We start from the raw sequence: 23,391 nt of genomic DNA on the forward strand, positions 1-23,391 counted from the left end.
TTGGTTTTTATTGACCATCATACTTCTTCAGTCGGGGAATTATCCTGTGAACCTTTTGCCGGTATTCCCGGTATTCATCCCCAAACTGTGCCACAAGCCTGCTTTCCCAGTGCAGTGACCCAAGTACAAGGTATATTGTCGCTAAAATGTATATAACCAGCAAATTAACTGTCATAAAGGGCGTGAGCCACATAATAACCAGTCCTGAGAGCAGGAACGGATCCCTCACCCAGCGGTATATTCCCCGGATATCCAGACGACTGGCATCTGCTGTATATGGTTCTGATAATTGAGAGTGTAACCTGAACCTGTGCGGGGCATCCAGTAAAGCCCTGGGAGCTACAAGTGCAGCAATTACCTGCCCACCTGCCATGAACCAGAACCAGGGAGATGGTACAACGTACAAGATCTCTCCAGGATTGCGGTAGAGCAGATAGACCAGCGGCGCAAGTGTTATCAATGCAATGATATTGTACACCGGCATGTATAGACTGTCTACCCTGGACCCAAGGGCCTTGCGGATAATACGTTTGAAACGCAGGCTGGCCAGCATACTGTGAATGGCAGCAAATGCAAGCAGACAGAATATCAGGATGATAGTAGGTGAAAGCACTTTCTTTGTCTCCGGTTTTTGTTTAGCTATTGTTATATTCAGGGATATTTAGGGATTATGCGTGGAATTATTGTCAATATAAATGTATTGTGAATATAAACTTAAACGTTTAAATGTTTCTTGCTTTTTTACAGATCGATAAACTATTTATGGTAGCAGGTTCCATTATTTGTGTTTTCTTTACGTTTTAGAACTGAAGATGGGAGTGATAAAAATGTCTGTACAGGCATACATAAATTTTAGCGGTAACTGTCGGGAAGCAGTGGAATACTATGCAAGGGTATTTAGAACTGAAAACCCTCAGATCATGTTATACAGGGATTTGCCGCCAGGAGAGGATTTTCCAGTTACTGATGAAACAAAGGACCTGGTAATACATACTTCTCTTGATATAGAGGGAAGCACGGTGATGTTCTCAGATGTCCCACCTGATATGCCCCTGATTGCGGGGAACAATATCAGTCTTATGATCATAAGTAATGACATGGAAAAGATAAGGTCAATGTTTGATCAGCTTAAGACCGAGGGCATTGTTGGCATGGAACTCCAGGAAACTTTCTGGAGCAAACTGTACGGTTTTGTGACCGATAAATTCGGGATTGGATGGCAGTTCAACTATGAAATCGAATGAGTTTAAAATGGTTAAGTTCTCGGTTTTAGAAATCCACAAATTCAGGAAAGATCATGCATGTAGATGATCTATTTTTTTGATGTTTTATTTGTTGATATTTGTGATATTTGTTAATATCTATCGATTCCTAGATTCCTATGTTGTAAAAACAGCTTGCAGTAACTTCAATTCTATTCGAAGTCAAGGGAATGGCTAAATAATCACAGGTACTACTCAGGTGCATGGAGGAAGAAATATGTTAAATACACAAAAAATAATGACATTACTTTTCATATGTGTTCTGGCAAGTGCCGCTCTTCTGGTATCCGGTTGCACTGACACAACAGATATTACCGAAGAGACAAGCAACGGGCAATCAGAGGCACAAAAAGATCCTGAAGCTGCATCCATTGATGATATCGCTGATATTAACTGGCAGTGGTCAGCGTTAACCGGAGATGAGACCGGCAATCTGTCAACTATCCCGGACCCTCAGAGATATACAATACAGTTCTCAAAGGACGGGACCTATGGTATCAGGGCAGACTGTAACGGCGGAGGCGGTGAATATAGCTTTGAAGGGGATCACCTCATAATAGAGCCCGGGTTTACGACTCTTGTATACTGCGGTCCGGAATCCCTTGATAGTCAGTATCTTTCCCTTCTGCATGATGTGACAGGTTTTTCGATGGAAGATGAGAAACTGGTCCTTAGTTTTGAAGAAGAGGGCAAGCAGATGTTCTTCGTTAAAGAAAGTCCCGCTTCTTCAGAGGATATCCTGAATATTGAATGGCAGTGGACAGGAATTGTAGAAAGCACTGAAGATGCTGTCAGCCAGACTGCCGTTGCTGAACCGGAAAACTATAGTATCATTTTCCAGGCAGATGAACGATACTCTATCAAAGCAGACTGCAATGTCGGAAGTGGAGAATATGCAATTAAAGGGAACAATCTTACAATTGCAACGCCAGCCCTGACAAAGGCATACTGCGGTCCGGATTCCATGGATGTGCTGTATCTCTCCATGCTGAGCAATGTAACAGCCTTCTCACTGCAAAACGGACGGCTTGTTCTCAGTCTGGGCAATAGTGGTGATGAAATGCTTTTTGACATGAAAGAAGCATTTGCTCAGTGAAACAACTGCAAAATAAAACATCTGATATATTCATATCTGAAATTATAATGGCGTTATAATTATGATTCACATCAAAAAAAACAATACAATAATTATAAGTGCAGGAACAACAAATGAATATGCAGGGAATAAATTTCCCTATCGTACATACGTGCGCGGGTTGGATTAGGGGCTTTCTTGAGCAGAAGAGGAAGAATCATATATCCAGGAGTGGACTCACTGATGTGGTGAGACAGTGGGGTATGAACATTTGGAAAACAAAGAAGGATGAAAAGGGTTCATCCTTCTTCTCCTTTTTTTCATTAAATATGATCTTTTTTATCAAGTATAGGTTTGTGTTGAACTGTATAAAGGTACCCGGCACAGAAGTTCACAAGATCAGCGGTTTTTTTGCAGTAGCCAGGTGATTCCTACAAGACTGTCACCTTCCAGATCATTACATTCTCTTTGCTGACTTTCCACATATCCTTCAAACAGTTTAACATCTTCCGGGTATGTGAGTGATAATTCAGCTGCTCTTTGTGCGATCTTCGTTTGAGTGAAACGATTAATCGTTATTAGTCGTGAAAGATTCACAGGGAGTTCTTCAATTATTAAACAACCGTTCTTTTCAAAGGCTTTCAGCCAGTCGGCCTTGGGAAAACAGGAGCTGAAGGGTTTTTCTTTAGCATAGCAATCATCTATGAGCAGCCATCCTCCCGGACGAAGGGGTTTAGAGATGATTTTTAGCGTTTCTTCAGGGTTACCTAAAGCATCTCCAACAGAACCAAAGATAACCACATCATAATTTCCAGGATGTTCCAGGGCATCGATGATGTCCCCAATCTCAAAACGTATAAGATGCTGAACATTGTATTCTCTGGCACGACAACGTGCTTCTTTGATAAAGGCCTCCATGAGATCAATACCTACTACCTTACATCCGAAGGTTTGGGCTAAATGAATGGACACCGCACCTTTGCCGCAGGCAAGATCAAGGATGTGAAAATTTGTGTCAATTGGTATATGTTTTTCTATGAGATGTGCAATATCCTCCGGGATAGAACCCAGTTCAAACAGATCCTGAAGAAGGTAAGGCAAATAAGGTAAAATACGGATATTTTCTGCTGTAAGGGAAGCAGCTAGTTTTTCGACACGATCCATAGGAATACTCTTTATTTTTGTTTATTTTGAGAATGTTTTGTTAATTCAGAGAAGGACAGTGAGACTGTATCGGTCTCCACTTGAAACGCATATTTTTAGTATCTTATTCTATCTGCATTATTATTTATAACTTGCAGGGGGTTAGGAATGACCGGTATTGCAAATTCAGATACTTTACACTTTTACTTCCTGATGTAAAGATAAAAACTGTGAAAAGACCTGAAAGAAAAAAAGAATGGAAGGAATGGAAAGAATTGAAGTCCAATCTTCCTTTTTGGGTTTGAACAGAATGTTCAATTAAATTGATATGAGAATTAAGCAACTTCGCCAAATGCGAACTTGCTCAGTACTTTGGTAACTTTTACTGACACTTCATCGCCGACCTTGGTTTCCGGGACAAAGATAACAAATCCGCTTACTCTTGCAATTCCGTCGCCTTCTCTTGCAATATCTTCAATTGTCACATCATAACTTTTTCCGGCTTCTACCGGTGCACTTGAACTCATGTTACTAAACAAATATTTCACGTCCTAATTAATTAGCTTAAAAAGAAATACAACCATTTGTCTAAAGGTGTGAAAAAACAGTAAATACAATAAAAGTAATACCATCTAAACCTATTATTTCTCAAATCAGTTTCAAACTCTAAAAGCACCTTAACAAGTGTAAATATACTATATATACCTGTTCCTGTAAATAGGACTGATTTATGTTTTTATTGCGTCTCTGATAAAAAAAGATCCCAACTGATCATTCGATTTTTCCTGGAAACATGTCCTTAAGGTAACTTGCAAGAACCTGTTGAACATTGGTATCCCTGGCTGGCATTTTTCCACATTCCGTATATTCCATGATGAATAAATACTATATTACGTATATTCTATAATTAGAAAAGGTTTGATGACATGGATAAAAGATCACTTGAAAATGAACCAACGATGATGCACCTTTTTGCAGTGATAAGTCCGGCAAAGAATACGAAGCTAGCATATTTAACGGCGATGGTCCAATATACCGAGTTTACCGGACAAACACCTACGGAGCTTATCAACGAAGCAGAGCAGGACATACGGGCCGGGAAGCTCATGAGAGAGAGAGCGATATTCTTTAAAATTCCCCAGTTTAGACAATACTTAGAAAACCAGAAAAACCCAAACACAAACAAACCACTTGCACCGGGGACCATTGAAAAGTATGTATCCAGCGTGATATCTTTTTACAAGTCTTTTTACATTGAGACTCCAAAGCAGCCACGAAGCAAGAAGAAAGTTAAGCCAGTGAAGGAAAACATTAAAAGAATAGATAAAGAAGGAATCCGAAAGGCACACGAACACGCAAATCTTAGGGACCGGGCAATATCGCTATGTGGGATTAGTTCAGGTATGGGTGCGGCAGAGATCGCAAGTTTAACCCTGGAAGCGTACCGGGCCGGATATGATCCCGAAACTCTGATAACAACCTTTGATATGAGAAGGGAGAAAGTCGGGAAGGACTTTATAACATTCATAAGTCCAGAGGCTACAAAAGCAGTGGATAAATATCTTGAATGGAGAGACAGACCGCCAGCAACACAATATAAGGAAGATATCGAGGAATATGAACGCAGAAAGACCACACCAGGAAGCTATCTTTTCATATCTGCAAAAGTGCGTAAGGAATATCTACACACACGAAATGAAGAAGATAGGCGACTAGTCCCCAGGGCGATCGTTGAGGTCTATCAAAGGATATCAAAAAATGCAGGCTTGTGCACACCACGTGGATATTTCAATGTTTACCGCAGTCACAATATGAGGAAGCTATTTGTTAAAACACTGAAAAACGAGGGAGCAGATAGCGACATAGTAGAATATTTCGTAGGTCACACGCTTGATGGTGCAAAGGATGCTTATTATGAAGGCGATCCTGGGAAACTGAAAGTTATATATCAGAAATTTATACCTTTTGTGACAATTTCCAAAGAGGTTGATGTCACCAGCTCATCCGAATATCAGGAAATAAAGGATAAATATGAAACTGAGAGGGCCGCAAAGGAACATTATAAAATAGAACGTTATGAGCTTGATAAGATGCTTAATGATGCAGTCGAAAAGAGATTAAAGGAAATGTTGAATGGTAAAATTTAATATTTTCTTTTTTATTAAATTGTATTCATATCTTTTTTTGTTTTTTGGTGGGTAGTAGTTAGTAATAATGCAATTGCCGCAACTATGTATTAAGATACATAGAGAATTCTATTCTATATGTTTTATATAGTTATTAATACTTATACATATATAAGGACTATATATACATACACTAGTCAATCATAATGCAATTGCCGCAACTATGTATCATTACAAGATTTATATAGTTAAAATCTATGTTAACTATATAATGATTGTAAATAGTAATATTGTCCGGGAGTATATACATGAATGAACAACCGCAGAAATGTATTGTAATTGGATTAAGTATTGAATCTGATATCTTGCAGTGGATGGATAATTCAAGAGGATTAATCAAAAGATCCACTTATGTTAACAACATTTTAAAAGAAAGAATGAAACAGGAAAATGATTAAAAGGGCCACACTGATACTGGTAATATCAGACATGGCCGCAAAAGATCAACAAGTTTTGTTAATCTCAAGACAATAATTAATAAGACTTATAGGTTTATAAACATGATGTTATGTTTTGTTTCTTTTGTGGTTCGTGGTCCTTTCAAATCGGGAAGGAAACATGGATTTAATCGAATATATAGAGCAAGAAGCCATACGTAGATTTGCTGAATTGGAACAGGAAGCCGAGCGTACCGGAAGAACCCTTAAAGAAATTGCTGAGATGAAGGGGTTGGTTTGATGGATTTTGAAACTATCCTCTTCATAATCAAGGTTGGTATTTTTGCCTTCATCGTCATTAAAATTGCCAGCGTATTCCTTGGGGTGAGATTATGACATTGGTAGGTAGTCCGGAAGGAAACCCTCCGGACAAAAAACAAAACAGTCAATACACTGATATGCACTTAAAGGTTATAAACATAACCTTTGAGACTGTCACAATGCCGGACAATACCTTAAGGTGCACTTTTATTGACCTGATGCTGCCGACTGGATACAAAGTCAACTCTCAGGGAGTATACAAGCGTATAACAAAAAACAACCGCAGAGGGTGGAGGCGGATAACATCTGTACCGTGTACCATTTCAGCAATCAGCCAGGATGCAGAACATGGAATTTGTAGTAAAGTACGGGTTGCTTTTGTTGATGGATCTGGATGCAATGTATGGGAAATGTGGATATCTACAGCACAGGCACTTAGTCGCAAGGTAGCCGGAATACTCCGGGAAAATGGCGCAATTTGCACAGACAGCGACAGCGAGCAATTGGCGGACTACTTCAGAGAGTGCTATATGATGAGATTGAAGGAAGTAACGGAGGGATGGTAATTATGAGTATAATCCCTAACTCTTTTCAAAAAACAACATGCAACACAGTAGACTATACTCTAATAGAAGTATTCCAGGATATCCAAGAAATAAGGGGAATTGATTCCGAAAATTACAAGCTGAGTAAAGGTGATATATCATATATACCACGTGTTAACGCTGAAGGATTAGAGCGAAGAAAACTTGGAAAGATATTAAAATCAGTTTTTTTGAGGGTATTAAACCCAGATGAGTACTATAACTATTATCAAGATTTAAGAAAAGATAAAGACAATGTAGAAAAACTCATCAGACAAGTTGATGAAAACACAATTCAGGTCAATGTAGAAGATCCTATTTGTAAAATGTGGATTGAATCAATAACTGATCAAAAAGTATGTATTGAGCTTGATCTTGTAGAAGAAGGCTTAGAAGGGATCAGCATCTTTAATGAGATTACAGAAGTTAATGTAAAAGAGGTCTTAACTGAATACGTAGAACGCATTCAAAAGAAAAGCACATCATCTGTCACTTTTAGAAGCCATTATAAAGTAGTTCTTGCCTATATAGCTCAAGGAAGTTTGAGCCTTCCAATTGCTTTAATCTATACCGGTAAAGAGCCGGTCAGATTGGGTTTTCGTGAAATATATATCCAACCTATAGCAGATGAAACAAAAAAAGTACTTAGAGATAAGCCGGTTTTTGAATCATCGCAGTTTAGAGAAGGGATTTTTAGAAAAGAGCTGTTAAAAAAAGTAGGTATTACCGACCACGTAAACGGGGAAGCAAACACTAAGAAAGATTTAAGGGAGCTGTGGGATGAGTTTTTGCCCCTTTGTTATGAAGAAGTACTGCCAATTCCGGAAAGTGAGCTGCAGAGCTGCAGAAATCTAAATAACGTCCTGGAAAGAGCTATTACAGGAGGGATAGAGATTGATCCTATCCTATATATGCTGATGACCGCACAGATTCCAGCCCCTAACGCAAACTCAATTGATCCTGAAGAGTATATGCCATATGCACCTCATGGATTAAATATAACAAACTCTAAGACCGGAAAAAGCACAACTGCATCAAGGATATCTGAAAACGTAATAAGAGATGCTACGGTTTCTAATCTTCTTGGTTTTTCAACATCAGATAAGGATCATGTGGGATTGTTAAACGGCCAAGTAGATACTACTTTTATAGACGAACTTACAGAATCTATGGAATCTGAAGTATCTAACGGCCTTTCAAACTATATGGAAACAGGAACTACATATAGAGCAAGAGGAACAGGCATAAAGGTAAAGGGTTATAGTCCGATTGTATTTTTAGGGAATCCTAAAACACTAGACAGAAAAATAACAAACATAGAAATCTATGAGATATTTCAAGAGACTCTTGATTGTGCCACAGGTAACCCTATAGCTCTAGGGTCTAGGCTTGGGTCAGTACTGTTTGATTCGGGATTGAAAACAGCCGAAGGTAACAAAATAGAAAACCACATTTCAAAAACCGCTTTGAAAGTGTTAAAAACTGTTCAATGGTATTTACGTGATGATTTTTCAAGCCTCTTCAAAGATAAAAAAGTATTAGCATGGTTGAATAGGCCATTTGAGCAAAATTACATTGAAGAAATAGAAAGAATATCATCGGATATTCCATTGAATAGTATCAAGGAGTTTTTAAAAGGGAGTAAAGACGCATACCGACATGTAAGAGGGACAGCCCTACACATCGTTTTTTACTCAAATTTTGAGAGATATGTAAAAGATGATAAACCAGATACAAAGGAATTCCTACAGGAATGTGAAGAACAATTTAAGATACTTTGTGAGCTTAATTTAGACTCATTTCGGAAAATTGCATCTATCAAAATAGATAGATCCGTATTTCAAAGTAAACTCCAGAATGCTCCCGAATATATCAGCATTTTGTTAGAATGTATTTGTAATTATGGCCATGATATTGAAAGAATCCCATATGACGACTTAGAACATTCTTTTAAAGATTTAGGTAAAAGGAACGGAAAGTATACAACATTTGGAAAACTAACCCAGAACATCTTAAAGTCTATCAGAAGTACAAAAGTTAATCTCAATACTTTTGGATTCGATATTTTCCATAGTGAAGACGTTACTTTGATAAAAATAATTGATAAAGATGTTGCAGCTATTGTTTTAGATATTGTAAAGAATAATCTAGAAAATACAGGGTACACAGGGTACACAGGGTACAACAATACTACTGATAACGATTTTAACCGTACCCTATCCGTACCCTCTGTACCCTGTACCCTAGAAAAAAAACAGGGTACAGGAAAAACGCAAACAGTTGGCACTCTGTACCCTGTGTACCCTGTATACCCTGCCTCTGTGGCTTTAACTTCATTAGAAGAATATGCTAAAAAATGGAAACAATTAAATAAAACAGAGATTAATAGAACCAATCTAGATAAATTTACAATGAATTTCTTGATAGATCAAGGATCTACAAGTAAGAATTACGATCTTGAGAAGATTCATGATATTGTTGTTCGTCTTGTTGAGAAAGGGGATTTGTAAAATCCTTTCTTTATTCTTACTTTCTTTTTTAGAGGAACTTGCGGCAGGTCCAGGACAGCCCTGCAGTCCCTCCGAATTCTCACAAAAGCCGCAATACCAAAGAGCCTTAACAGCTTTGTAGTTGCTTAAGGCTACTTGTTTTTACTTATATTATATAGGTTAGTTATATAATTGCGTCATTGCGCTATTGCAATGTTATATCATAGTATATTACTAAGTCACATGTTAACATGGCACATTTTAGCATGTTACAAATTAACATAGTGCTTTATGGGCGGAAGAGCGCAAAAGCAGCAGCATTTCATTATATTTAGCTATGGCATAATTTCCGTTTATATCTTCAAATTCCTTTCATATATACCATATCTATATACTTTTGCATATTCTATATATTTAAAGTGCATTTTATGTTATTATGTTCACTGGTATGCGTTTATACGTGGTTTTATTGTTGCTATAGTAGCAGTAGATAGCGTTTTTTATTATAATGTACATAGCCTTATAAAAGTAAACAGACAAAACGGACGATTTAAACTAAAAGGTGGACTAAAAAAAAGATTGCCCAGTACGCTTTATATGAGGTTTTTTTATGTATGCCTATGGTCTAGCATGGCATTAAGATAGTTTTAGCCATATTGGGCGGGATTTTAAACATTTTGTTACCTAACAGGTTCTAAAGCTAGATAACCTTGAACCTTAACGATGTTGAACTTGTCACCCTTCTTTATGCCTTCTAATTTTATAATATCGTTTGGAATAGTTATCCGGTATTGTCCATTATATTCTTGAATTGTTACGACCATTTCAAACACCTTATTTTTAAGTACTGCTATTAGTACTATATGAAGTACTAATCAATATATTTATGCCTGAAACAATGGTATGTTTTTACATCATGAAATAGAATTTACGTAAAAAGGTTTAAATTCCATGATATATTTCGGAAAAACGTATACCCAGCCTCCTCCTGTGCTATCCATGATAGCACGGAGCTTGCTTCCTCCAGCCATTAGAGAGAATCTTAGCTGGGACAGACTGGTCATGCCGTCCGGAACCAACAGGACGATGGAACCTGTGAAGAAATGGTAGATGAGGCCTTCTTTTAAAGCAGCTTCAAAAGACATAGTGAATTTCTGATCCCTTGATGTATTTTCCATGATATCATCAAGAACAGCGTCGTAAAGGTTGCATTTTCTGGTGAACGGAGCAATGAACTGCAGGGTAGCACCATTTTCGCAAAGGGATAGTGAGTTGCGGTTCTCAGTAACAGTATCCAGTATGTCAGAGTCTGTGATGCCAAATCCTTTTGCATCTGTCCGGATCCCTGCTATTGGAACCTTAAAAGTAAGAGGATTATCGCAGATCCGCAAAGACGGATCATTCTCAGTATACTGCAGGATCATTGCCTCTACAAAGGCGTGCTTTAAAGATGGAGGTAATTTCATTAGCATGACTCCTGAAATGATATGTTAGTTCACTTTACCGCTTTTTAATACAGTCCTCATAATCGTTTTTGTGGAGGCAGAGGATAAATGGCTGACCTGATTATCTAATTTAAGCGCTCATTGTCTGCATATATAGTTAAACACTCATTACCCTGCAAAGAATACAGCATCATAGCAATTTTTTGTTTTAATTACGGAATTGTTTTTGCTGCTTTTATATTAAATAATAATTATCCGGTATCCTTATACTTATCCTATATTATTTAAAATTATGTATTATTCTCATAATTTATCAAAATCTTCTGAAAATACCCGGATATCGGAATGATATAGTCAGACGCATGCCACCACAAAGCAGATAGAGTTTAAGGACATTCAATATCTTAGCTAACCATTTTATGAAATAATCAATTACAGTTGACTATATGCTACTTGCTTTACTTTAAATAGTATCTATACATAATTTGTATTGTTGGATTGTATATGATTTCCGGGTAGGATGTGCTTAAAATGAGTAAAAAACTGCTGGATATAATATTTGCATCTGAAAAGAGAAAGAATGTGCTTCTATTGTTGCTGGATGGGGCAAAGGAAATGAATACTCTTCTCGACTTACTGGAAACATCAAGGAATTCATTACTTCCACAGATAAGGTTCCTGGAAGATCATTATCTGGTTAATCATTACAATGACACTTATGAATTGACGTCCATAGGAAAACTGATAGCAGAGAAAATGGTTCCACTATTGGAAACCATCGATGTTTTAGATTGCGATATTGATTATTGGGGTACTCGCTATCTTAATTTTATTCCTCCACATCTTTTGCAAAATATAGACAAACTTGGTAAATGCAAGGTTATAACTCCTGCTTTCACAGATATATATAAGCTCAATGAAGAAATTCTGGAAACATCTCCTATTTCAAAATCACATTATGGAATTGTGACATTTTACCATCCGTTATTTCCTCAGTTTTTATCGAAGATGATATCAAACAATGTAAATGTACATATGATAGTGTCTCAACCTGTTATGGAAGGGTTCAGAACGGAGCACTCCATAGAATTTGAACAACTTATGCAAAGCGAGTTACTTCATTTTTCAGTATATAATGGAAATATGAGTTTTGTGGGCTTTGCATGTAACGATTATTACTTTATGATGAGACTATTAAAAAATAATGGTGAATATGATACCAAATATATTCTCTGTAACAATAAAGAAGCATTAGAATGGGGAAAAGAACTGTTTGCACATTGCTTAAAAAGTTCTACATCTATAGATAATACAACATCGAAATTTGATTGATCGTATATATAATTTAATTTAGTGTGAGTTATTGGGAAAGACAGAGGAGCATTGCCCTTTTAAAGATGATTATAAAGATGATTAAGAAGTCGTGGAAGGGTCTGAATGATCACACTGACATTACAAGACGAAATCCCAGGGAGTAGCATCCATAGGCCGGGTTGAAGCTGCTGCGATAAGCTGAACGGCATTTTCTGGCATAGCTGACCCACCCACCACCACGCAGGACCATTCCGGAGATACTACCTGCTGCCCTGCAGCTGCTATCAACCGGAGAATAACTATGAATATTATGAATACAGGAAATGTCCTGACACCATTCCCACACATTACCATGCATATCATAAAGGCCCCAGAAGTTTGGTTTTTTCTGGCCTACCGGATGAGTCATATGCTGTGAGTTATCATAATACCATGCATATTCGCTCAATTTTGAATCTGCATTTCCGAAAGAATATATCGTGTTTGTTCCCGCCCTGCAGGCATACTCCCACTCAGCTTCAGACGGAAGACGGTACTTATCAGTGTCTTCCTTTGAGTTCAGCCTGTTCACAAAGTCCTGCACATCATTCCAGGATACACATTCAACAGGCCTGTCATCTCCTTCAAAACACGAAGGATGACTGCTCATTACAGATTCCCACTCTCTCTGGGTCACCAGATACTTCCCAAGGTAGAAAGGTCGTGAGATGATCACTTTATGGATCTGTTCTTCATGGCCGGATCCACTTGAATACATCCAGAAATCCCCGGCAGGGATAAGCACAAACTCCATGCCTATGGAATTTTTCACAGACACAGCATGCATATTCGTCTCTGCCTCTTCATCATCTTTTCCTGCAGGCACATCTTTTTGCAACATTTTTTATACTCTTTGTACTTTTCCTCAACGTGATCCATCGTTTTACCAACTATGGTCCTATGATCTGGGATATGATCTGGGATATTTCCATGTTATAATGTCAGGCAGGATTATATTTAGGCTTTTTTGAGTACTATGGATACCGCAGGTCATTGATAAAAACTACATTTGCTTACTTGCCGGAAATGAACAGATAGAGGGTATCATTCATATCCCGGGCCGTTCCGGGCCGTTCCGGGCCATATTTGGGACCATACCTTTGAACATTCTTTTGATCATACCTTTGATCATAACTTTATTCTGTCAGGAACCCTATGACCAAACGTGCAAACAACTCTGGTGCTGTACTCATAGCTACGTGTTGTTGTCCCTGCATGTCCACGATCCTGCTGTCAGGCAAAGCCTCATGTACAGCTTTGGTGGCAGCCCTGAGCACATCAGGACTTTCACTTCCAGATAATAGCAATGCCGGGACATTCAGATCCTTGAACCGCATAGGGTCAAAAATGTAATCATCGTCTGCGAATTCCCTGACAAGAGTGTGAGCTGATGCCAGGCGTGCTGTCCATGCAGGTTCTTTTTTCAAGCTGACGATCTCATGTCCCGAAATGCCCACAGCCTCTTGGAAGAATACCTGCAGGCCCCCTTCCCTATCACCCACATCAAGTAGCTCCTGAATTTTGTTTTTTGTATTTGGAGGATAGAGTGAACCTTTCAGGCGTATAGCTGGTTCATACAGAATTAATTTGTGAAGGTTTTTTACCAGCAGTGCCGCCTCCAGAGCTATCAAAGCACCATAAGAATGTCCCAGCAGGTTTACAGGTTCCTTTATGGAATCAACTACAGATGCCATGTCTTCATATTCACGTTCAAGGGAGTAACTTGCTGAATCTCCACTCTCTCCCCGTCCACGCCGGTCAACAGCATAAATAGTAAATCTTTGCTCCAGCATGGGGAGGACAGACGCCCATCGTGTATGGTCTGCAGTTGCACCATGTACCAGAACCAGAGCAGGCCCTGCCCCACTCCGCTCAAATGCGATCAACGTCCCGTCTTTAGATCTTACTTTGTCCATAAACATCTCCTTTAGTTTTTTTGTTTTATGGGTATATCTATATTCGGCATTGTCCTTGTTAATTCTATTTGAGTTCTCTTCTCAGGAAAAGCACAAGTGCTATTCCAAGTAAAGCCACTGTTATAATAGGATGAGCAGTTGGCACAACAGGTTTCTTTCTTTTAACCGGTCCTGAAATGAGATCAAATTCAGTGGTCAATCCGGTAGAAGTACCTCCAGAATATTCCGAAATACCATTACTCAGACCTGAAAAACTAGTTGTTTCACCATGTTCCCAATAGCTATCAACCTCATATGAAAAACCACTAAGCTCACAAACAGGCAGTATCGGATTTGTCTCAGTGTACCAGATAACCCCGTTCCATGAAGGCTCCCAGGAGACATCAACAGGCTGTTCTCCGGGGGGCTGAAGGAAAAGAGGGCCAGGGGTGATATCTGAAGTTAATGTAGGATCCCATGGTTGCCATGACCAACCGGGAGGTGCACGGATGTTATAGAAAGGAACCTGTATTTCAAGAGCAAACAGATATATAGCCTCATCGCCAAGATTTAAGACTGTGTATTGATACTCATCTATTTTCGGGTTTTCGGTACTGAGACGTTTATCTTCAACTCGATTTGTCTTATTGCTTATAGGTGAAATTGCCCAGAAACCTTCGACAAGAAGATGATCTGCCTTAGATTTTGTCCCTTGGAAAACATCAGCTCCCGTATTATTTGACTTTGGGATCTTCATCTGATTTGATGATGTGTTTGTTATATTATATTCATTGAAAAAACTCTTATTATAAGGCTTTGCTGAGTCTGAATGATTTTCACCCCAGCCATGTGCTATTTTAAACTTCCCTCCATCAGTATCGTATCCGACACCAGTCATGGCATGGGTACCATTTACCACCTTTGTCCCATTAGCATAGCGCCAACTAACTTTTGCGATGACGTCTTCACTTCTATTTAATTCACTCTCCCATTTAGCATATGAGGCATCTGAGCCATTAAAGTATTTTACCTTAAGTACAGAATGGTTGCGTTCTTTTAAGTATTGCGCAATACTCTTTGCAACTCCCGAACCATTACTTTTTCTGGATGATTTGTTATTAACATAACTTTCTCCGTAAATTTGTTTTGCAATACCAAGTGTCAGATTTTTACTGTCATTGATCCAATTATTGTTGGGGCTGCTTTCATTGGTCTGATCGACCAGGTTAACATATCCGTGCTGGTCAAAGTACCAAAAGGAATTAGCAACAGCAGCAGCAGCGCATATTCCACTGTTGTTTGCAATGTATTTCTGTGAAAAATCAGGAACAAGTCCGCCATCCGTACCGTTCCCTTTATACACCTGGGTTGCTTGTGCTGGTATAACCGAAGTCATTACAAACAAAAACAAGCAAACAATAATTATGATCTTTATCTGCCAATTCATATATCCACACTTCCTCTTGTTACTGTGGATGTTTTCTGTTCTTACAGTAATATGAAGAAAATCGTCATGGGTAAAAATATGCTACCATATATGATTATGCTTTAGGAAACATTGTTTAGGTAATGTGATACTAATTTAAAAAAAACAGATAGTAATAATAAGTTTTTCTCTTAGATCCCGGTTATAACATCCAGCGGTTATGACATCCAGATCAGAGGTATTACGATATCCTATCCTTAAATTTTATGTGTTCCTGTGTTGATTAAAGGACAGGGTTAATAAAAAGAGCTAACAAGGTGGTCACAAGGTGATGAAGTTTATTACCGGAACGGGTTCTAATCCGTCCTGAATATCGTTCCATCTGGCTACGCATTAATGAAGTTTGTTACGGGGTCGGGTTTTAATCCGCCCTGAATGTCCCTTCATTTTAGCTACAAATCAATGAAGTTCATTACGGAACAGAAATTCAATCCATCCTGAATGTCGCTTCATTTAGCTATGCGTTAATGAAGTCCATTACGGGACAGGGGTTCAATCCGTCCTGAATATCGCTTCATTTTAGCTTACTCCCTTGCGACCAATTTAATAATATCTAATTAATGATATAAAGAACTGGCGGTCATGTTAATGTAAATGATTCCTTTATTGTACCAAAAATGAAGATTCTTGTTTTGCTGATCCTGTTATATTATTGGGTATAACGAGCTGGTATGGTTGATATATGAACATTCCCATTTAGATCCGTGGAATAGATCAATTAATTAATAAACTTAAAAAATCATTAACAGGAAGGAGAAAGAGAATGAACATTTCTATCAGGTTAGAAGAAGAAAAGGACTTCAAAAGTGTGGAATACATGACAAGAGAAGCATTCTGGGATCTGTACAAACCAGGATGTGATGAACATCTCGTAGTGCATAAAATAAGAAAATTACCTGCATTTGTAAAGGAACTGGATTTTGTTGCATGTGATAAGGATATCATTGTCGGCAATATTATCTATTCAAGAGCGAAGGTCGTAAATGAGGGAAATAAAGAATTCGAAGTCCTATGTATGGGCCCATTTGCAGTATTGCCATCATATCAAAATCAGGGAATCGGTTCGTTATTAATGGAACATTCTATTGAAAAGGCAAGGCAGCTTGGTTATAAGGGCATTATAATTTTTGGGAATCCGGATTATTATCATCGTTTTGGTTTTGTAAGTGCTAAACAATATAATATCCGGACATCCTGGGGTGATGATCTGGATGCATTTATGGCTTTAGAACTCAGGGCTGGCAGCCTGAATGATATTTCCGGAATATTTTCTGAGGATGAGGTCTTTAAAGTAGAAACTGAGGAGCTGGAGGATTTTGAAAAACAGTTTCCCTACAAAGAGAAACATGTTACAGACACCCAATTAAAACTATAGATGTAAATCCCCCACACTTAAAACTCATTCCTGCACTTCACTTGCAAACACAGCCTGTTATCCGGCAGATTTCATTCTGCCTATTCTTATTTATTAAAACACCAGGCTCTGTAGAAATCCTTTCTTTATTAATAAACCACAGTAAATATGGATACACTCACCTCTGTAAGAGGTGAGTGTATCTGCGGTTCACAAATTATTGATAATAGTTTTCCTACAGAGCCAAACATTAATAAAAAAATGGCATGAAAGTCTAGATGAAATCAAAAAAGGTTGTTATTCTTTTTTCAGGATACTGAAAAAACGAACAATAGAGAATTCAAGCCCACCCTATCTGCCGGAGTGTGATCGTATCGTTCCAGATCTTGGTCACGTGCCGAATCAGATCACCTTCGAACTCCATGAGATAAGCATAATGTGCTACGGCAGTTTTCCCTGTTGGTGGCACCGGCCCTCCGGGCCCGGTCTGGGTTCCATGGAACACGGCACATGCTGCAACTCTGTTCCTTTCTTCATCTGCTGCAAAGAAAAGCAACTTATAATGCCCATCCGGTAGTGGTATCAGTAAGTTCTTCATCCATTCTGTATAAGCTTCTAATGTCTCTAATCCTTCCAGTGCATCTGCCTGAGCAGAGAACGTTGCATCAGGAAGACAGTACTGCTTACAACCTTCCCAACCTTTTCCAGTTTCACATGCTTCATAGAACTGTCTTGCAGGTTCTAATATTCCACTCACTATTTATCCTCCATTTTCTTCACTAAGATAAATCTTGTTTTGAGGTTCTTGTCAATAAAAATACCTCCTTGTAACATAATAACACTAAATCATTATTACAACACGGAAATATTCTGCTAAAAGGCAGGATTCAGGGATATAAAGCAGAAGGTCCTGAATATTTCCTATAATAACTGTGAGAATATAGGATTATCAAACTACTCTTCATTACATAAAGAAGAATGCAAAAGAAGATAAGCCATTTACGCTTAATGCTGATGCCAGGAAAAGGTTGGAAATATTTAATACAACCATCTTTCTAATGCTACATTCATCAAAATAACAGACCGAGATGTGAAAATGATAGATATAGTTCTCCCGAAAGGCAGTTTAGAGGAACAGACCTTCCTTTTGTTCAAACAGGCAGACCTTGAGATAAAAAAGACCGACAGGGACTACAATCCCAGGATCAATGACCCTCGGATGGGCAAGATCAAGATCATGAGGCCACAGGAGATCCCCGGCTATATTTCCGAGGGCTATTTTGACCTTGGTATCTCAGGTCTTGACTGGGTCAGTGAATCTGATGCCGATGTGGTGGAAGTTGCTGACCTGCCTTATAGTAAACAGGGTGCTGGTAATGTTAAGATAGTCATAGCAGTGCCCAAGGACTCGCCCATTGACAGTGCAAGTGACGTTAAGCCAAACAGCAGGGTGGCTACTGAATATCCCCGGATGACAAAGAGGTTTTTCGAGGAGCGTGGCATCCCTGTGGACATTCACTTCTCCTACGGTGCCACTGAAGCCAAGGTACCTGACCTTATGGATGTGGTTGTGGATCTGACCGAAACCGGCTCGACACTTCGCAAGAACGGCCTTAAGATAGTGGACATCATCATGGAGTCATCCTCAAAGCTCATTGCCAACAAGAAGAGTTGGGAAGACCCTGTAAAAAGACAGGAGATAGAAGAGATTAAGACACTTCTGCTCTCTGTCATTGAGGCAAGGGGAAAAGTACTCATAGATATGAATGTTCCTGCAGACAAGCTGGATAACGTCATCGAGGCACTGCCTTCCATGAAAAGGCCTACCGTTTCACAGTTGTACAAGTCCGATTATTATGCCGTTGAGACTGTGGTCAGCAAAAATGAGGTAAATCTACTGATACCAAAGCTTAAGGCATTGGGAGCAGAGGATATCCTTGAAATGGATATCTCAAAGATAGTCTACTGATTGGTTCAGACACCAGTCAACAACTTCTTTTGATGGCCCCACAGGGTCATCACAAGAATCAGCTGAAATATTGTAACGTGCTAAATATCAGACTCTAAATATCAGACAGATATGAGGATTATAGCGGTCAGGGCAGCTATCACTCCTACCCATTGACGCGGGTCAAGTTTTTCTTTTAATAATATACATGCCAGCAATACTGTAACTGCAGGGCTTAGTGATGACAGAATCGTGGCAACGTCCAATCTTCCGGCTTCTGAGGCCAGGGCAAACAGGGTAGCACCTCCTGTATTGAAGAATCCTGCAAGGATAACTAGCGAAATTACACCGGATTTTGGTTTTCTGACCGTCTTTGTTAAAACTATGAATCCTGTGAGCATTATTAATGCTGAAATTCTTGAAACAGTTAACGGCCAGTAGATCGCAGTGGCACTGAAATTATCAATAGATATAAAGAACAAACCAAATAATATACCTGCAAGTAGCGGATATTCCAGATCTTTTGCCTTTAGAGCGGGGCCGCCATTCATAGTAACAATAAACCTGATCCCAAAAAATGCAAAAATAAAACCCGTGATCTTAAGAGTTGAGGGAACGCCTTCGTTTAAAACTGAATATATTACAGGTATTATAACTGATATTACTGCGGCCAGAGTAGCAACAATGCCCATTTTTCCTCTGGCCATACCCATGTATAGCACTATCAACCCTGCAGCTCCAAAAAATCCTGCAAAAGCCCCCCACATAAGATTGTTCAGTGGAGGTAGCCCCTCTGAAAATGCAAATGCAAGAATTGGGAATATAAGAATACCCATGATCTGTGTGACAAGGACCACAGAATAAGCACTTGTTCTTCTGGCAGCATACCCGCCTACAAAATCCCCTGCACCCCATGATAATGCAGATGTTAATCCAAAAATGATAGCAAGGGTTTCGATAGGTATCATTTTATGCCTCCTGTAATATTCTCCACGCAAACAGCCTAACCTTGCCGATTCACTCAGGAATCACAGAGGTATTAGAATACAGAGGTATCATCTATCAACCTTTCATGGATTAAAATGCCACAGTTCTGCCGCAGATCTCAGATAACATCGTTAACTCTGCAACAGGCATCATCACAATATATTCCTTTTGCATAGATAGGTCTGAACCCAGGTCCCTGTCTGGATCGATCATCAGGTCCGACAATATCTTAAGGCATTGTAAAGGTCTATTGATAGTCAGGGTATTTTATTTTCCTTCTGGTCTGTGATATCCTCAATAACGCCCATGTAATGGGTAACAACCATCTCTTCATTGCGCTTGATGAAGGTTTGCTCCTTCACCCATCTTTCTTCTGCGGACTTTGTCCTTATCCTGTACTCAGTGACAAAGTCTTTACCACCCTCCTGGGTAACCTCTGAAAGTTCTATCTGCACATAACGAAGATCATCAGGATGGATTATTTCGCCATAGAGGATTGCCCCTGATAGAAAATCATCCACGGAATATCCAAACTTGCTTATATTGTCTGAAACGAACTCGACAGGCCATAGCTCTTCTTCACTCTCAGGATCTGCCTTCCAGAGAAAAGCAATCACCGGGCTGTTATTGATGATTGTCTCAAGGGCCTGCTTTCTCTCCAGCAGCTCAGCCTGCTTCTCAAGGGATCTTTTGAGTGCGATCTCATTTTCTTTCTGTTCGGTTATATCCTGGATGATTCCCTGGAAGTATGTCGCATTCCCATGTTTGTCCCTGTAGATAAAGGTGTTTTCCCGTACCCATAAAATTTCTTTGTCCGTGGTCAGCAAACGATAGTCCTGGGTATAATAGTCACTGCCTTCTTCACACTTCTTTGCAAGTGTTTCCTTGACCATCGAATAATCATCCGGATATATAAGGTCACTATAGACAATCCTTCCATGCATGAAATCCTCGGCCGAATAACCAAGCTTTGCAACGTTCTCAGTAGCGTACTCTGCGGGCCAGAATTCCTCTGCCCTCCAGAGAAAAGCCATTACAGGACTTCTGTTTATGATCTCTTCAAGGAGCTTCTTTTTCATCAGAGATTCCTCAAGGCTTATGATATGCTTCTTCTGTTCTGTTATATCAAAGATCGTACCCTGATAATGCGTTACATTGCCAGCCTTATCACGCAGAATATAGGTTCTCTCATCCACCCAGCGCACATCACCAGATCTCAGGATAATCCTGTATTCATGGTCAAAGAAGTCAATCCCCTTTTTGCAGCACTGTGTAAGAGCATCCTGCACCTTCCTCAGATCATCCGGATGAACGATGTCAGCATAATCAAAGTGTCCGGATGTGAAATCCTCTGCAGTGTAACCCAGAAGGCTCACATTGCCCGAAACATATTCCACCGGCCATTTTTCATCTGGAATGTCCTCTGCTTTCCAGAGAAACGATATTACAGGACTGTTCTCTCTTATTTTCTCAGGTAGCGCTCTTATGTCGAATATCTCACTAAGTCTGTTCTCATAATCATTTTCATTTTCTGATAAGTTAGAGTCCACAGAATTCCCCCTTTGATTAACCCTCCTTAATTTGTTATTTGTTCGGCAAGATTAAATAACAAACGACTCTCCAGCAGAGTTTAAGGTTATCTGTGATAATTTCCATAGCCCAAAGCCATGTTCTGAATTTAGGAATGCTCATTTTTTGAGAGGCTACAAGCCTGTATAGCTTCATCGGCACAACAGCCGGTAAATTGGAACAAGCCTGTGTGTATGAAGGCTTTTCAGCATCCTTGACTCAACTTTCCCTGAACTCGATGGTCATTACCTCAACCTGTTTTGCAAGGCTCTTTGAAAGCATCCCTGATTCCAGTTTGCATATATGCAAAATCCCGACGGGTACGATGCATCCGGGACAACAGTGGGCTTTTTGTGCCATGTCCATCACATAATTGTCCTTGATGTCCAGGGTTTGCATTATGGGAACCTCCATATGTGACATCTCATTTATCTTACTACAGGGTGTCTGAATATCTATGATAACATTCTTCCCATCAAGCTTTCCCTTTATCAAATGTATGAACCCGCAGATCGTTGAGTTTACGTGTATGACCAATTCCATTAAGATCTCCTGCCCCCGGGCCTTCAGATCCAGATCGCGAATCTGATTGTCCATATAAATATAAGCTTTCTTCGTTTAAATCAGATTGCAAAAAGTAATATGAGGATATCAGCAATCTCAGTATATGGGTCTCAAAGGAAAAGAAGATGAGAATTGTTTATCTGCTGGTTCAGAGTTCCCTGAGAAGGCGAAAACCTGTAAGACCATAACGGTTGTCCGGATCGTTGGCACTGCGAAGTGCAGACTTGCAATACCTGCCAAGACTGCTCCAGCAGCCGCCGCGATCCACACGAAGAGAGCTGTTCCCATCTTCCCATGCGTTGCTACTGGCAGAAGCATTCTCCATATCTTCATGCCATTTGTCCTGGCACCATTCCCATACATTGCCATACATGTCGTACAACCCCCATGGATTAGGCTTCTTCTGGCCCACCTCATGGCTTGTCTTCCCTGCGTACCAGCCATACTCGTCCAGGGCCGACTCATCTTCACCGAAAAAGTACTTCGTAGTCGTTCCCGCCCTGCAGGCATACTCCCATTCGGCCTCAGATGGCAAGCGGTATTTATCAGTGCCTTCCAGCTCATTCAGCTTCCTGACAAACTCCTGCGCATCATTCCATGAAACCTGCTCTACGGGATTGTTGGCACCCTTAAAAAGAGAAGGATTTCTCCCCATAACAACAGCCCATTCTTTCTGGGTAACAGGATATTGTCCAAGGTAGTATGCTTTTTCAATGGTTACTTTATGCACCAGCTTTTCACCTCCTGATACATAGTTCAAACCCATAGTAAACTCACCTGCAGGTATCAGTATGAATTTCATACCAATAGAGTTTGTAAAATATCTTTTTTTCATATTTTTTATATTACTCATATTTTCTTTTTCTATCTTTTCTTCCATTTCTGTTCTCAATAGCTCCTCTCCTTTACTTTCTTCTTCCCTTCTGCAGGATTGCATTATTGGCACCACTTTGCTGTTTCAATCTATGAAGTGATAGATCTTATGTAGTGATTGATCTGCTTTTTTGACGGTCCAACGTTTTTAGGTAGCTGATGCACCGATATACCCCCAGATGCACAGTCATCAAAGTTAAAAAAAGCAATCTTGTTCCAAAAAGGGATCTGTGTCCAGAATCAGTTCTCATCAATTCCTCCACTTGAATTTTTGAGAGCTATACGAAATATTATACCATAAGTAATGTAGCTTTTTATTCCTAATACGTTTTTGGAATTTAAATTAAGTAATTATATTACTGATCATAGCGATTTTCAGTTTTAGTGACCCGGGTACCTGTTCCAAAAAAACATAATTTGAGTTACTGCCCAGCGAATCACCTGATTTTCACAATTTGTTCAACTGGTGATACATTGTAT

Annotated in this window: 22 protein-coding genes; 9 read left to right on the forward strand and 13 right to left on the reverse strand. The window is 39.4% G+C overall.

Annotated elements, in window-relative coordinates:
* Positions 1-7 precede the first annotated feature (7 nt).
* Positions 8-613, reverse strand: a complete 606-nt coding sequence (locus V7O64_RS01980) for a methyltransferase family protein (protein ID WP_407356361.1) — start codon at positions 611-613, stop codon at positions 8-10.
* 214 nt (positions 614-827) lie between these two features.
* On the opposite strand from V7O64_RS01980, the gene V7O64_RS01985 reads away from it, so the two are divergent.
* On the forward strand, positions 828-1,244 hold the full coding sequence (locus tag V7O64_RS01985; protein ID WP_407356362.1) for a VOC family protein: 417 nt from the start codon (positions 828-830) through the stop codon (positions 1,242-1,244).
* A gap of 235 nt (positions 1,245-1,479) precedes the next feature.
* The gene (locus tag V7O64_RS01990; RefSeq protein WP_407356363.1) at positions 1,480-2,358 is read left to right on the forward strand and encodes an META domain-containing protein; all 879 of its coding nucleotides are present in this window, start codon (positions 1,480-1,482) and stop codon (positions 2,356-2,358) included.
* 378 nt (positions 2,359-2,736) lie between these two features.
* Here the strand turns inward: V7O64_RS01990 and V7O64_RS01995 are convergent, their stop codons facing one another.
* Positions 2,737-3,501, reverse strand: coding sequence for an SAM-dependent methyltransferase (locus V7O64_RS01995; RefSeq protein ID WP_407356364.1), 765 nt, complete (start codon positions 3,499-3,501; stop codon positions 2,737-2,739).
* 314 nt (positions 3,502-3,815) lie between these two features.
* Positions 3,816-4,007 (reverse strand): TRAM domain-containing protein, encoded by a 192-nt coding sequence (locus tag V7O64_RS02000; protein WP_407356365.1) that lies wholly within the window; start codon positions 4,005-4,007, stop codon positions 3,816-3,818.
* Positions 4,008-4,406: 399 nt separating this feature from the next.
* Here V7O64_RS02000 and V7O64_RS02005 point away from each other — a divergent pair, with 399 nt between their 5' ends.
* From V7O64_RS02005 to V7O64_RS02020, 4 genes are all read left to right on the forward strand, one after another.
* Positions 4,407-5,627, forward strand: a complete 1,221-nt coding sequence (locus V7O64_RS02005) for a tyrosine-type recombinase/integrase (RefSeq protein WP_407356366.1) — start codon at positions 4,407-4,409, stop codon at positions 5,625-5,627.
* A gap of 287 nt (positions 5,628-5,914) precedes the next feature.
* Positions 5,915-6,064 (forward strand): hypothetical protein, encoded by a 150-nt coding sequence (locus V7O64_RS02010; RefSeq protein ID WP_407356367.1) that lies wholly within the window; start codon positions 5,915-5,917, stop codon positions 6,062-6,064.
* Between the two features lie 371 nt (positions 6,065-6,435).
* Positions 6,436-6,930 (forward strand): hypothetical protein, encoded by a 495-nt coding sequence (locus V7O64_RS02015; protein ID WP_407356368.1) that lies wholly within the window; start codon positions 6,436-6,438, stop codon positions 6,928-6,930.
* 2 nt (positions 6,931-6,932) lie between these two features.
* Entirely contained in the window at positions 6,933-9,458 is a 2,526-nt protein-coding gene (locus V7O64_RS02020) for a hypothetical protein (protein ID WP_407356369.1), read from the forward strand.
* 659 nt (positions 9,459-10,117) lie between these two features.
* Here the strand turns inward: V7O64_RS02020 and V7O64_RS02025 are convergent.
* Positions 10,118-10,261: an AbrB/MazE/SpoVT family DNA-binding domain-containing protein gene (locus V7O64_RS02025; RefSeq protein ID WP_407356370.1), complete on the reverse strand. Its 144-nt coding sequence runs from the start codon at positions 10,259-10,261 to the stop codon at positions 10,118-10,120.
* 90 nt (positions 10,262-10,351) lie between these two features.
* Positions 10,352-10,903 carry a hypothetical protein gene (locus V7O64_RS02030; protein WP_407356371.1) on the reverse strand — a complete coding sequence of 184 codons (552 nt, stop codon included), beginning with the start codon at positions 10,901-10,903 and terminating at the stop codon, positions 10,352-10,354.
* Between the two features lie 510 nt (positions 10,904-11,413).
* Between V7O64_RS02030 and V7O64_RS02035 the strand changes: the two genes are divergently transcribed.
* Positions 11,414-12,214, forward strand: a complete 801-nt coding sequence (locus V7O64_RS02035) for a helix-turn-helix transcriptional regulator (protein ID WP_407356372.1) — start codon at positions 11,414-11,416, stop codon at positions 12,212-12,214.
* A 109-nt stretch (positions 12,215-12,323) separates the two neighbouring features.
* Here V7O64_RS02035 and V7O64_RS02040 read toward each other — a convergent pair whose 3' ends face one another.
* The 3 genes from V7O64_RS02040 to V7O64_RS02050 form a co-directional block, all read right to left on the reverse strand.
* Positions 12,324-13,076 (reverse strand): formylglycine-generating enzyme family protein, encoded by a 753-nt coding sequence (locus V7O64_RS02040; protein ID WP_407356373.1) that lies wholly within the window; start codon positions 13,074-13,076, stop codon positions 12,324-12,326.
* A gap of 295 nt (positions 13,077-13,371) precedes the next feature.
* The gene (locus tag V7O64_RS02045) at positions 13,372-14,151 is read right to left on the reverse strand and encodes an alpha/beta fold hydrolase (protein WP_407356374.1); all 780 of its coding nucleotides are present in this window, start codon (positions 14,149-14,151) and stop codon (positions 13,372-13,374) included.
* 64 nt (positions 14,152-14,215) lie between these two features.
* Positions 14,216-15,577: a VPXXXP-CTERM sorting domain-containing protein gene (locus V7O64_RS02050; protein WP_407356375.1), complete on the reverse strand. Its 1,362-nt coding sequence runs from the start codon at positions 15,575-15,577 to the stop codon at positions 14,216-14,218.
* 802 nt (positions 15,578-16,379) lie between these two features.
* On the opposite strand from V7O64_RS02050, the gene V7O64_RS02055 reads away from it, so the two are divergent.
* On the forward strand, positions 16,380-16,991 hold the full coding sequence (locus tag V7O64_RS02055; protein WP_407356376.1) for a GNAT family N-acetyltransferase: 612 nt from the start codon (positions 16,380-16,382) through the stop codon (positions 16,989-16,991).
* Between the two features lie 319 nt (positions 16,992-17,310).
* Here V7O64_RS02055 and V7O64_RS02060 read toward each other — a convergent pair whose 3' ends face one another.
* Positions 17,311-17,727 carry an ester cyclase gene (locus V7O64_RS02060; RefSeq protein WP_407356377.1) on the reverse strand — a complete coding sequence of 139 codons (417 nt, stop codon included), beginning with the start codon at positions 17,725-17,727 and terminating at the stop codon, positions 17,311-17,313.
* Positions 17,728-18,066: 339 nt separating this feature from the next.
* Between V7O64_RS02060 and hisG the strand changes: the two genes are divergently transcribed.
* Entirely contained in the window at positions 18,067-18,939 is an 873-nt protein-coding gene (hisG, locus tag V7O64_RS02065) for an ATP phosphoribosyltransferase (protein WP_407356378.1), read from the forward strand.
* 101 nt (positions 18,940-19,040) lie between these two features.
* Here hisG and V7O64_RS02070 read toward each other — a convergent pair whose 3' ends face one another.
* From V7O64_RS02070 to V7O64_RS02085, 4 genes are all read right to left on the reverse strand, one after another.
* Positions 19,041-19,886 carry an EamA family transporter gene (locus tag V7O64_RS02070; protein WP_407356379.1) on the reverse strand — a complete coding sequence of 282 codons (846 nt, stop codon included), beginning with the start codon at positions 19,884-19,886 and terminating at the stop codon, positions 19,041-19,043.
* 276 nt (positions 19,887-20,162) lie between these two features.
* Positions 20,163-21,455, reverse strand: a complete 1,293-nt coding sequence (locus tag V7O64_RS02075; RefSeq protein WP_407356380.1) for a PAS domain-containing protein — start codon at positions 21,453-21,455, stop codon at positions 20,163-20,165.
* Between the two features lie 238 nt (positions 21,456-21,693).
* Positions 21,694-22,071, reverse strand: coding sequence for a DUF6951 family protein (locus tag V7O64_RS02080; protein WP_407356381.1), 378 nt, complete (start codon positions 22,069-22,071; stop codon positions 21,694-21,696).
* Between the two features lie 115 nt (positions 22,072-22,186).
* A complete protein-coding gene (locus tag V7O64_RS02085; protein ID WP_407356382.1) occupies positions 22,187-22,975 on the reverse strand; it encodes a formylglycine-generating enzyme family protein in 789 nt (262 codons plus the stop codon).
* Positions 22,976-23,391: the final 416 nt, after the last annotated feature.

This window comes from Methanolobus sp. WCC5 (assembly GCF_045690325.1).
Lineage (GTDB): Archaea > Halobacteriota > Methanosarcinia > Methanosarcinales > Methanosarcinaceae > Methanolobus.

Bases quoted from the DNA above. Each gene is read 5' to 3' on its own strand.
- V7O64_RS01985 (WP_407356362.1), top strand. From the start codon at position 828: ATGTCTGTACAGGCATACATAAATTTTAGCGGTAACTGTCGGGAAGCA.
- V7O64_RS01990 (WP_407356363.1), top strand. From the start codon at position 1,480: ATGTTAAATACACAAAAAATAATGACATTACTTTTCATATGTGTTCTG.
- V7O64_RS01995 (WP_407356364.1), bottom strand. From the start codon at position 3,501: ATGGATCGTGTCGAAAAACTAGCTGCTTCCCTTACAGCAGAAAATATC.
- V7O64_RS02000 (WP_407356365.1), bottom strand. From the start codon at position 4,007: ATGAGTTCAAGTGCACCGGTAGAAGCCGGAAAAAGTTATGATGTGACA.
- V7O64_RS02005 (WP_407356366.1), top strand. From the start codon at position 4,407: ATGGATAAAAGATCACTTGAAAATGAACCAACGATGATGCACCTTTTT.
- V7O64_RS02010 (WP_407356367.1), top strand. From the start codon at position 5,915: ATGAATGAACAACCGCAGAAATGTATTGTAATTGGATTAAGTATTGAA.
- V7O64_RS02015 (WP_407356368.1), top strand. From the start codon at position 6,436: ATGACATTGGTAGGTAGTCCGGAAGGAAACCCTCCGGACAAAAAACAA.
- V7O64_RS02020 (WP_407356369.1), top strand. From the start codon at position 6,933: ATGAGTATAATCCCTAACTCTTTTCAAAAAACAACATGCAACACAGTA.
- V7O64_RS02025 (WP_407356370.1), bottom strand. From the start codon at position 10,261: ATGGTCGTAACAATTCAAGAATATAATGGACAATACCGGATAACTATT.
- V7O64_RS02030 (WP_407356371.1), bottom strand. From the start codon at position 10,903: ATGAAATTACCTCCATCTTTAAAGCACGCCTTTGTAGAGGCAATGATC.
- V7O64_RS02035 (WP_407356372.1), top strand. From the start codon at position 11,414: ATGAGTAAAAAACTGCTGGATATAATATTTGCATCTGAAAAGAGAAAG.
- V7O64_RS02040 (WP_407356373.1), bottom strand. From the start codon at position 13,076: ATGTTGCAAAAAGATGTGCCTGCAGGAAAAGATGATGAAGAGGCAGAG.
- V7O64_RS02045 (WP_407356374.1), bottom strand. From the start codon at position 14,151: ATGGACAAAGTAAGATCTAAAGACGGGACGTTGATCGCATTTGAGCGG.
- V7O64_RS02050 (WP_407356375.1), bottom strand. From the start codon at position 15,577: ATGAATTGGCAGATAAAGATCATAATTATTGTTTGCTTGTTTTTGTTT.
- V7O64_RS02055 (WP_407356376.1), top strand. From the start codon at position 16,380: ATGAACATTTCTATCAGGTTAGAAGAAGAAAAGGACTTCAAAAGTGTG.
- hisG (WP_407356378.1), top strand. From the start codon at position 18,067: ATGATAGATATAGTTCTCCCGAAAGGCAGTTTAGAGGAACAGACCTTC.
- V7O64_RS02070 (WP_407356379.1), bottom strand. From the start codon at position 19,886: ATGATACCTATCGAAACCCTTGCTATCATTTTTGGATTAACATCTGCA.
- V7O64_RS02080 (WP_407356381.1), bottom strand. From the start codon at position 22,071: ATGGACAATCAGATTCGCGATCTGGATCTGAAGGCCCGGGGGCAGGAG.
- V7O64_RS02085 (WP_407356382.1), bottom strand. From the start codon at position 22,975: ATGCAATCCTGCAGAAGGGAAGAAGAAAGTAAAGGAGAGGAGCTATTG.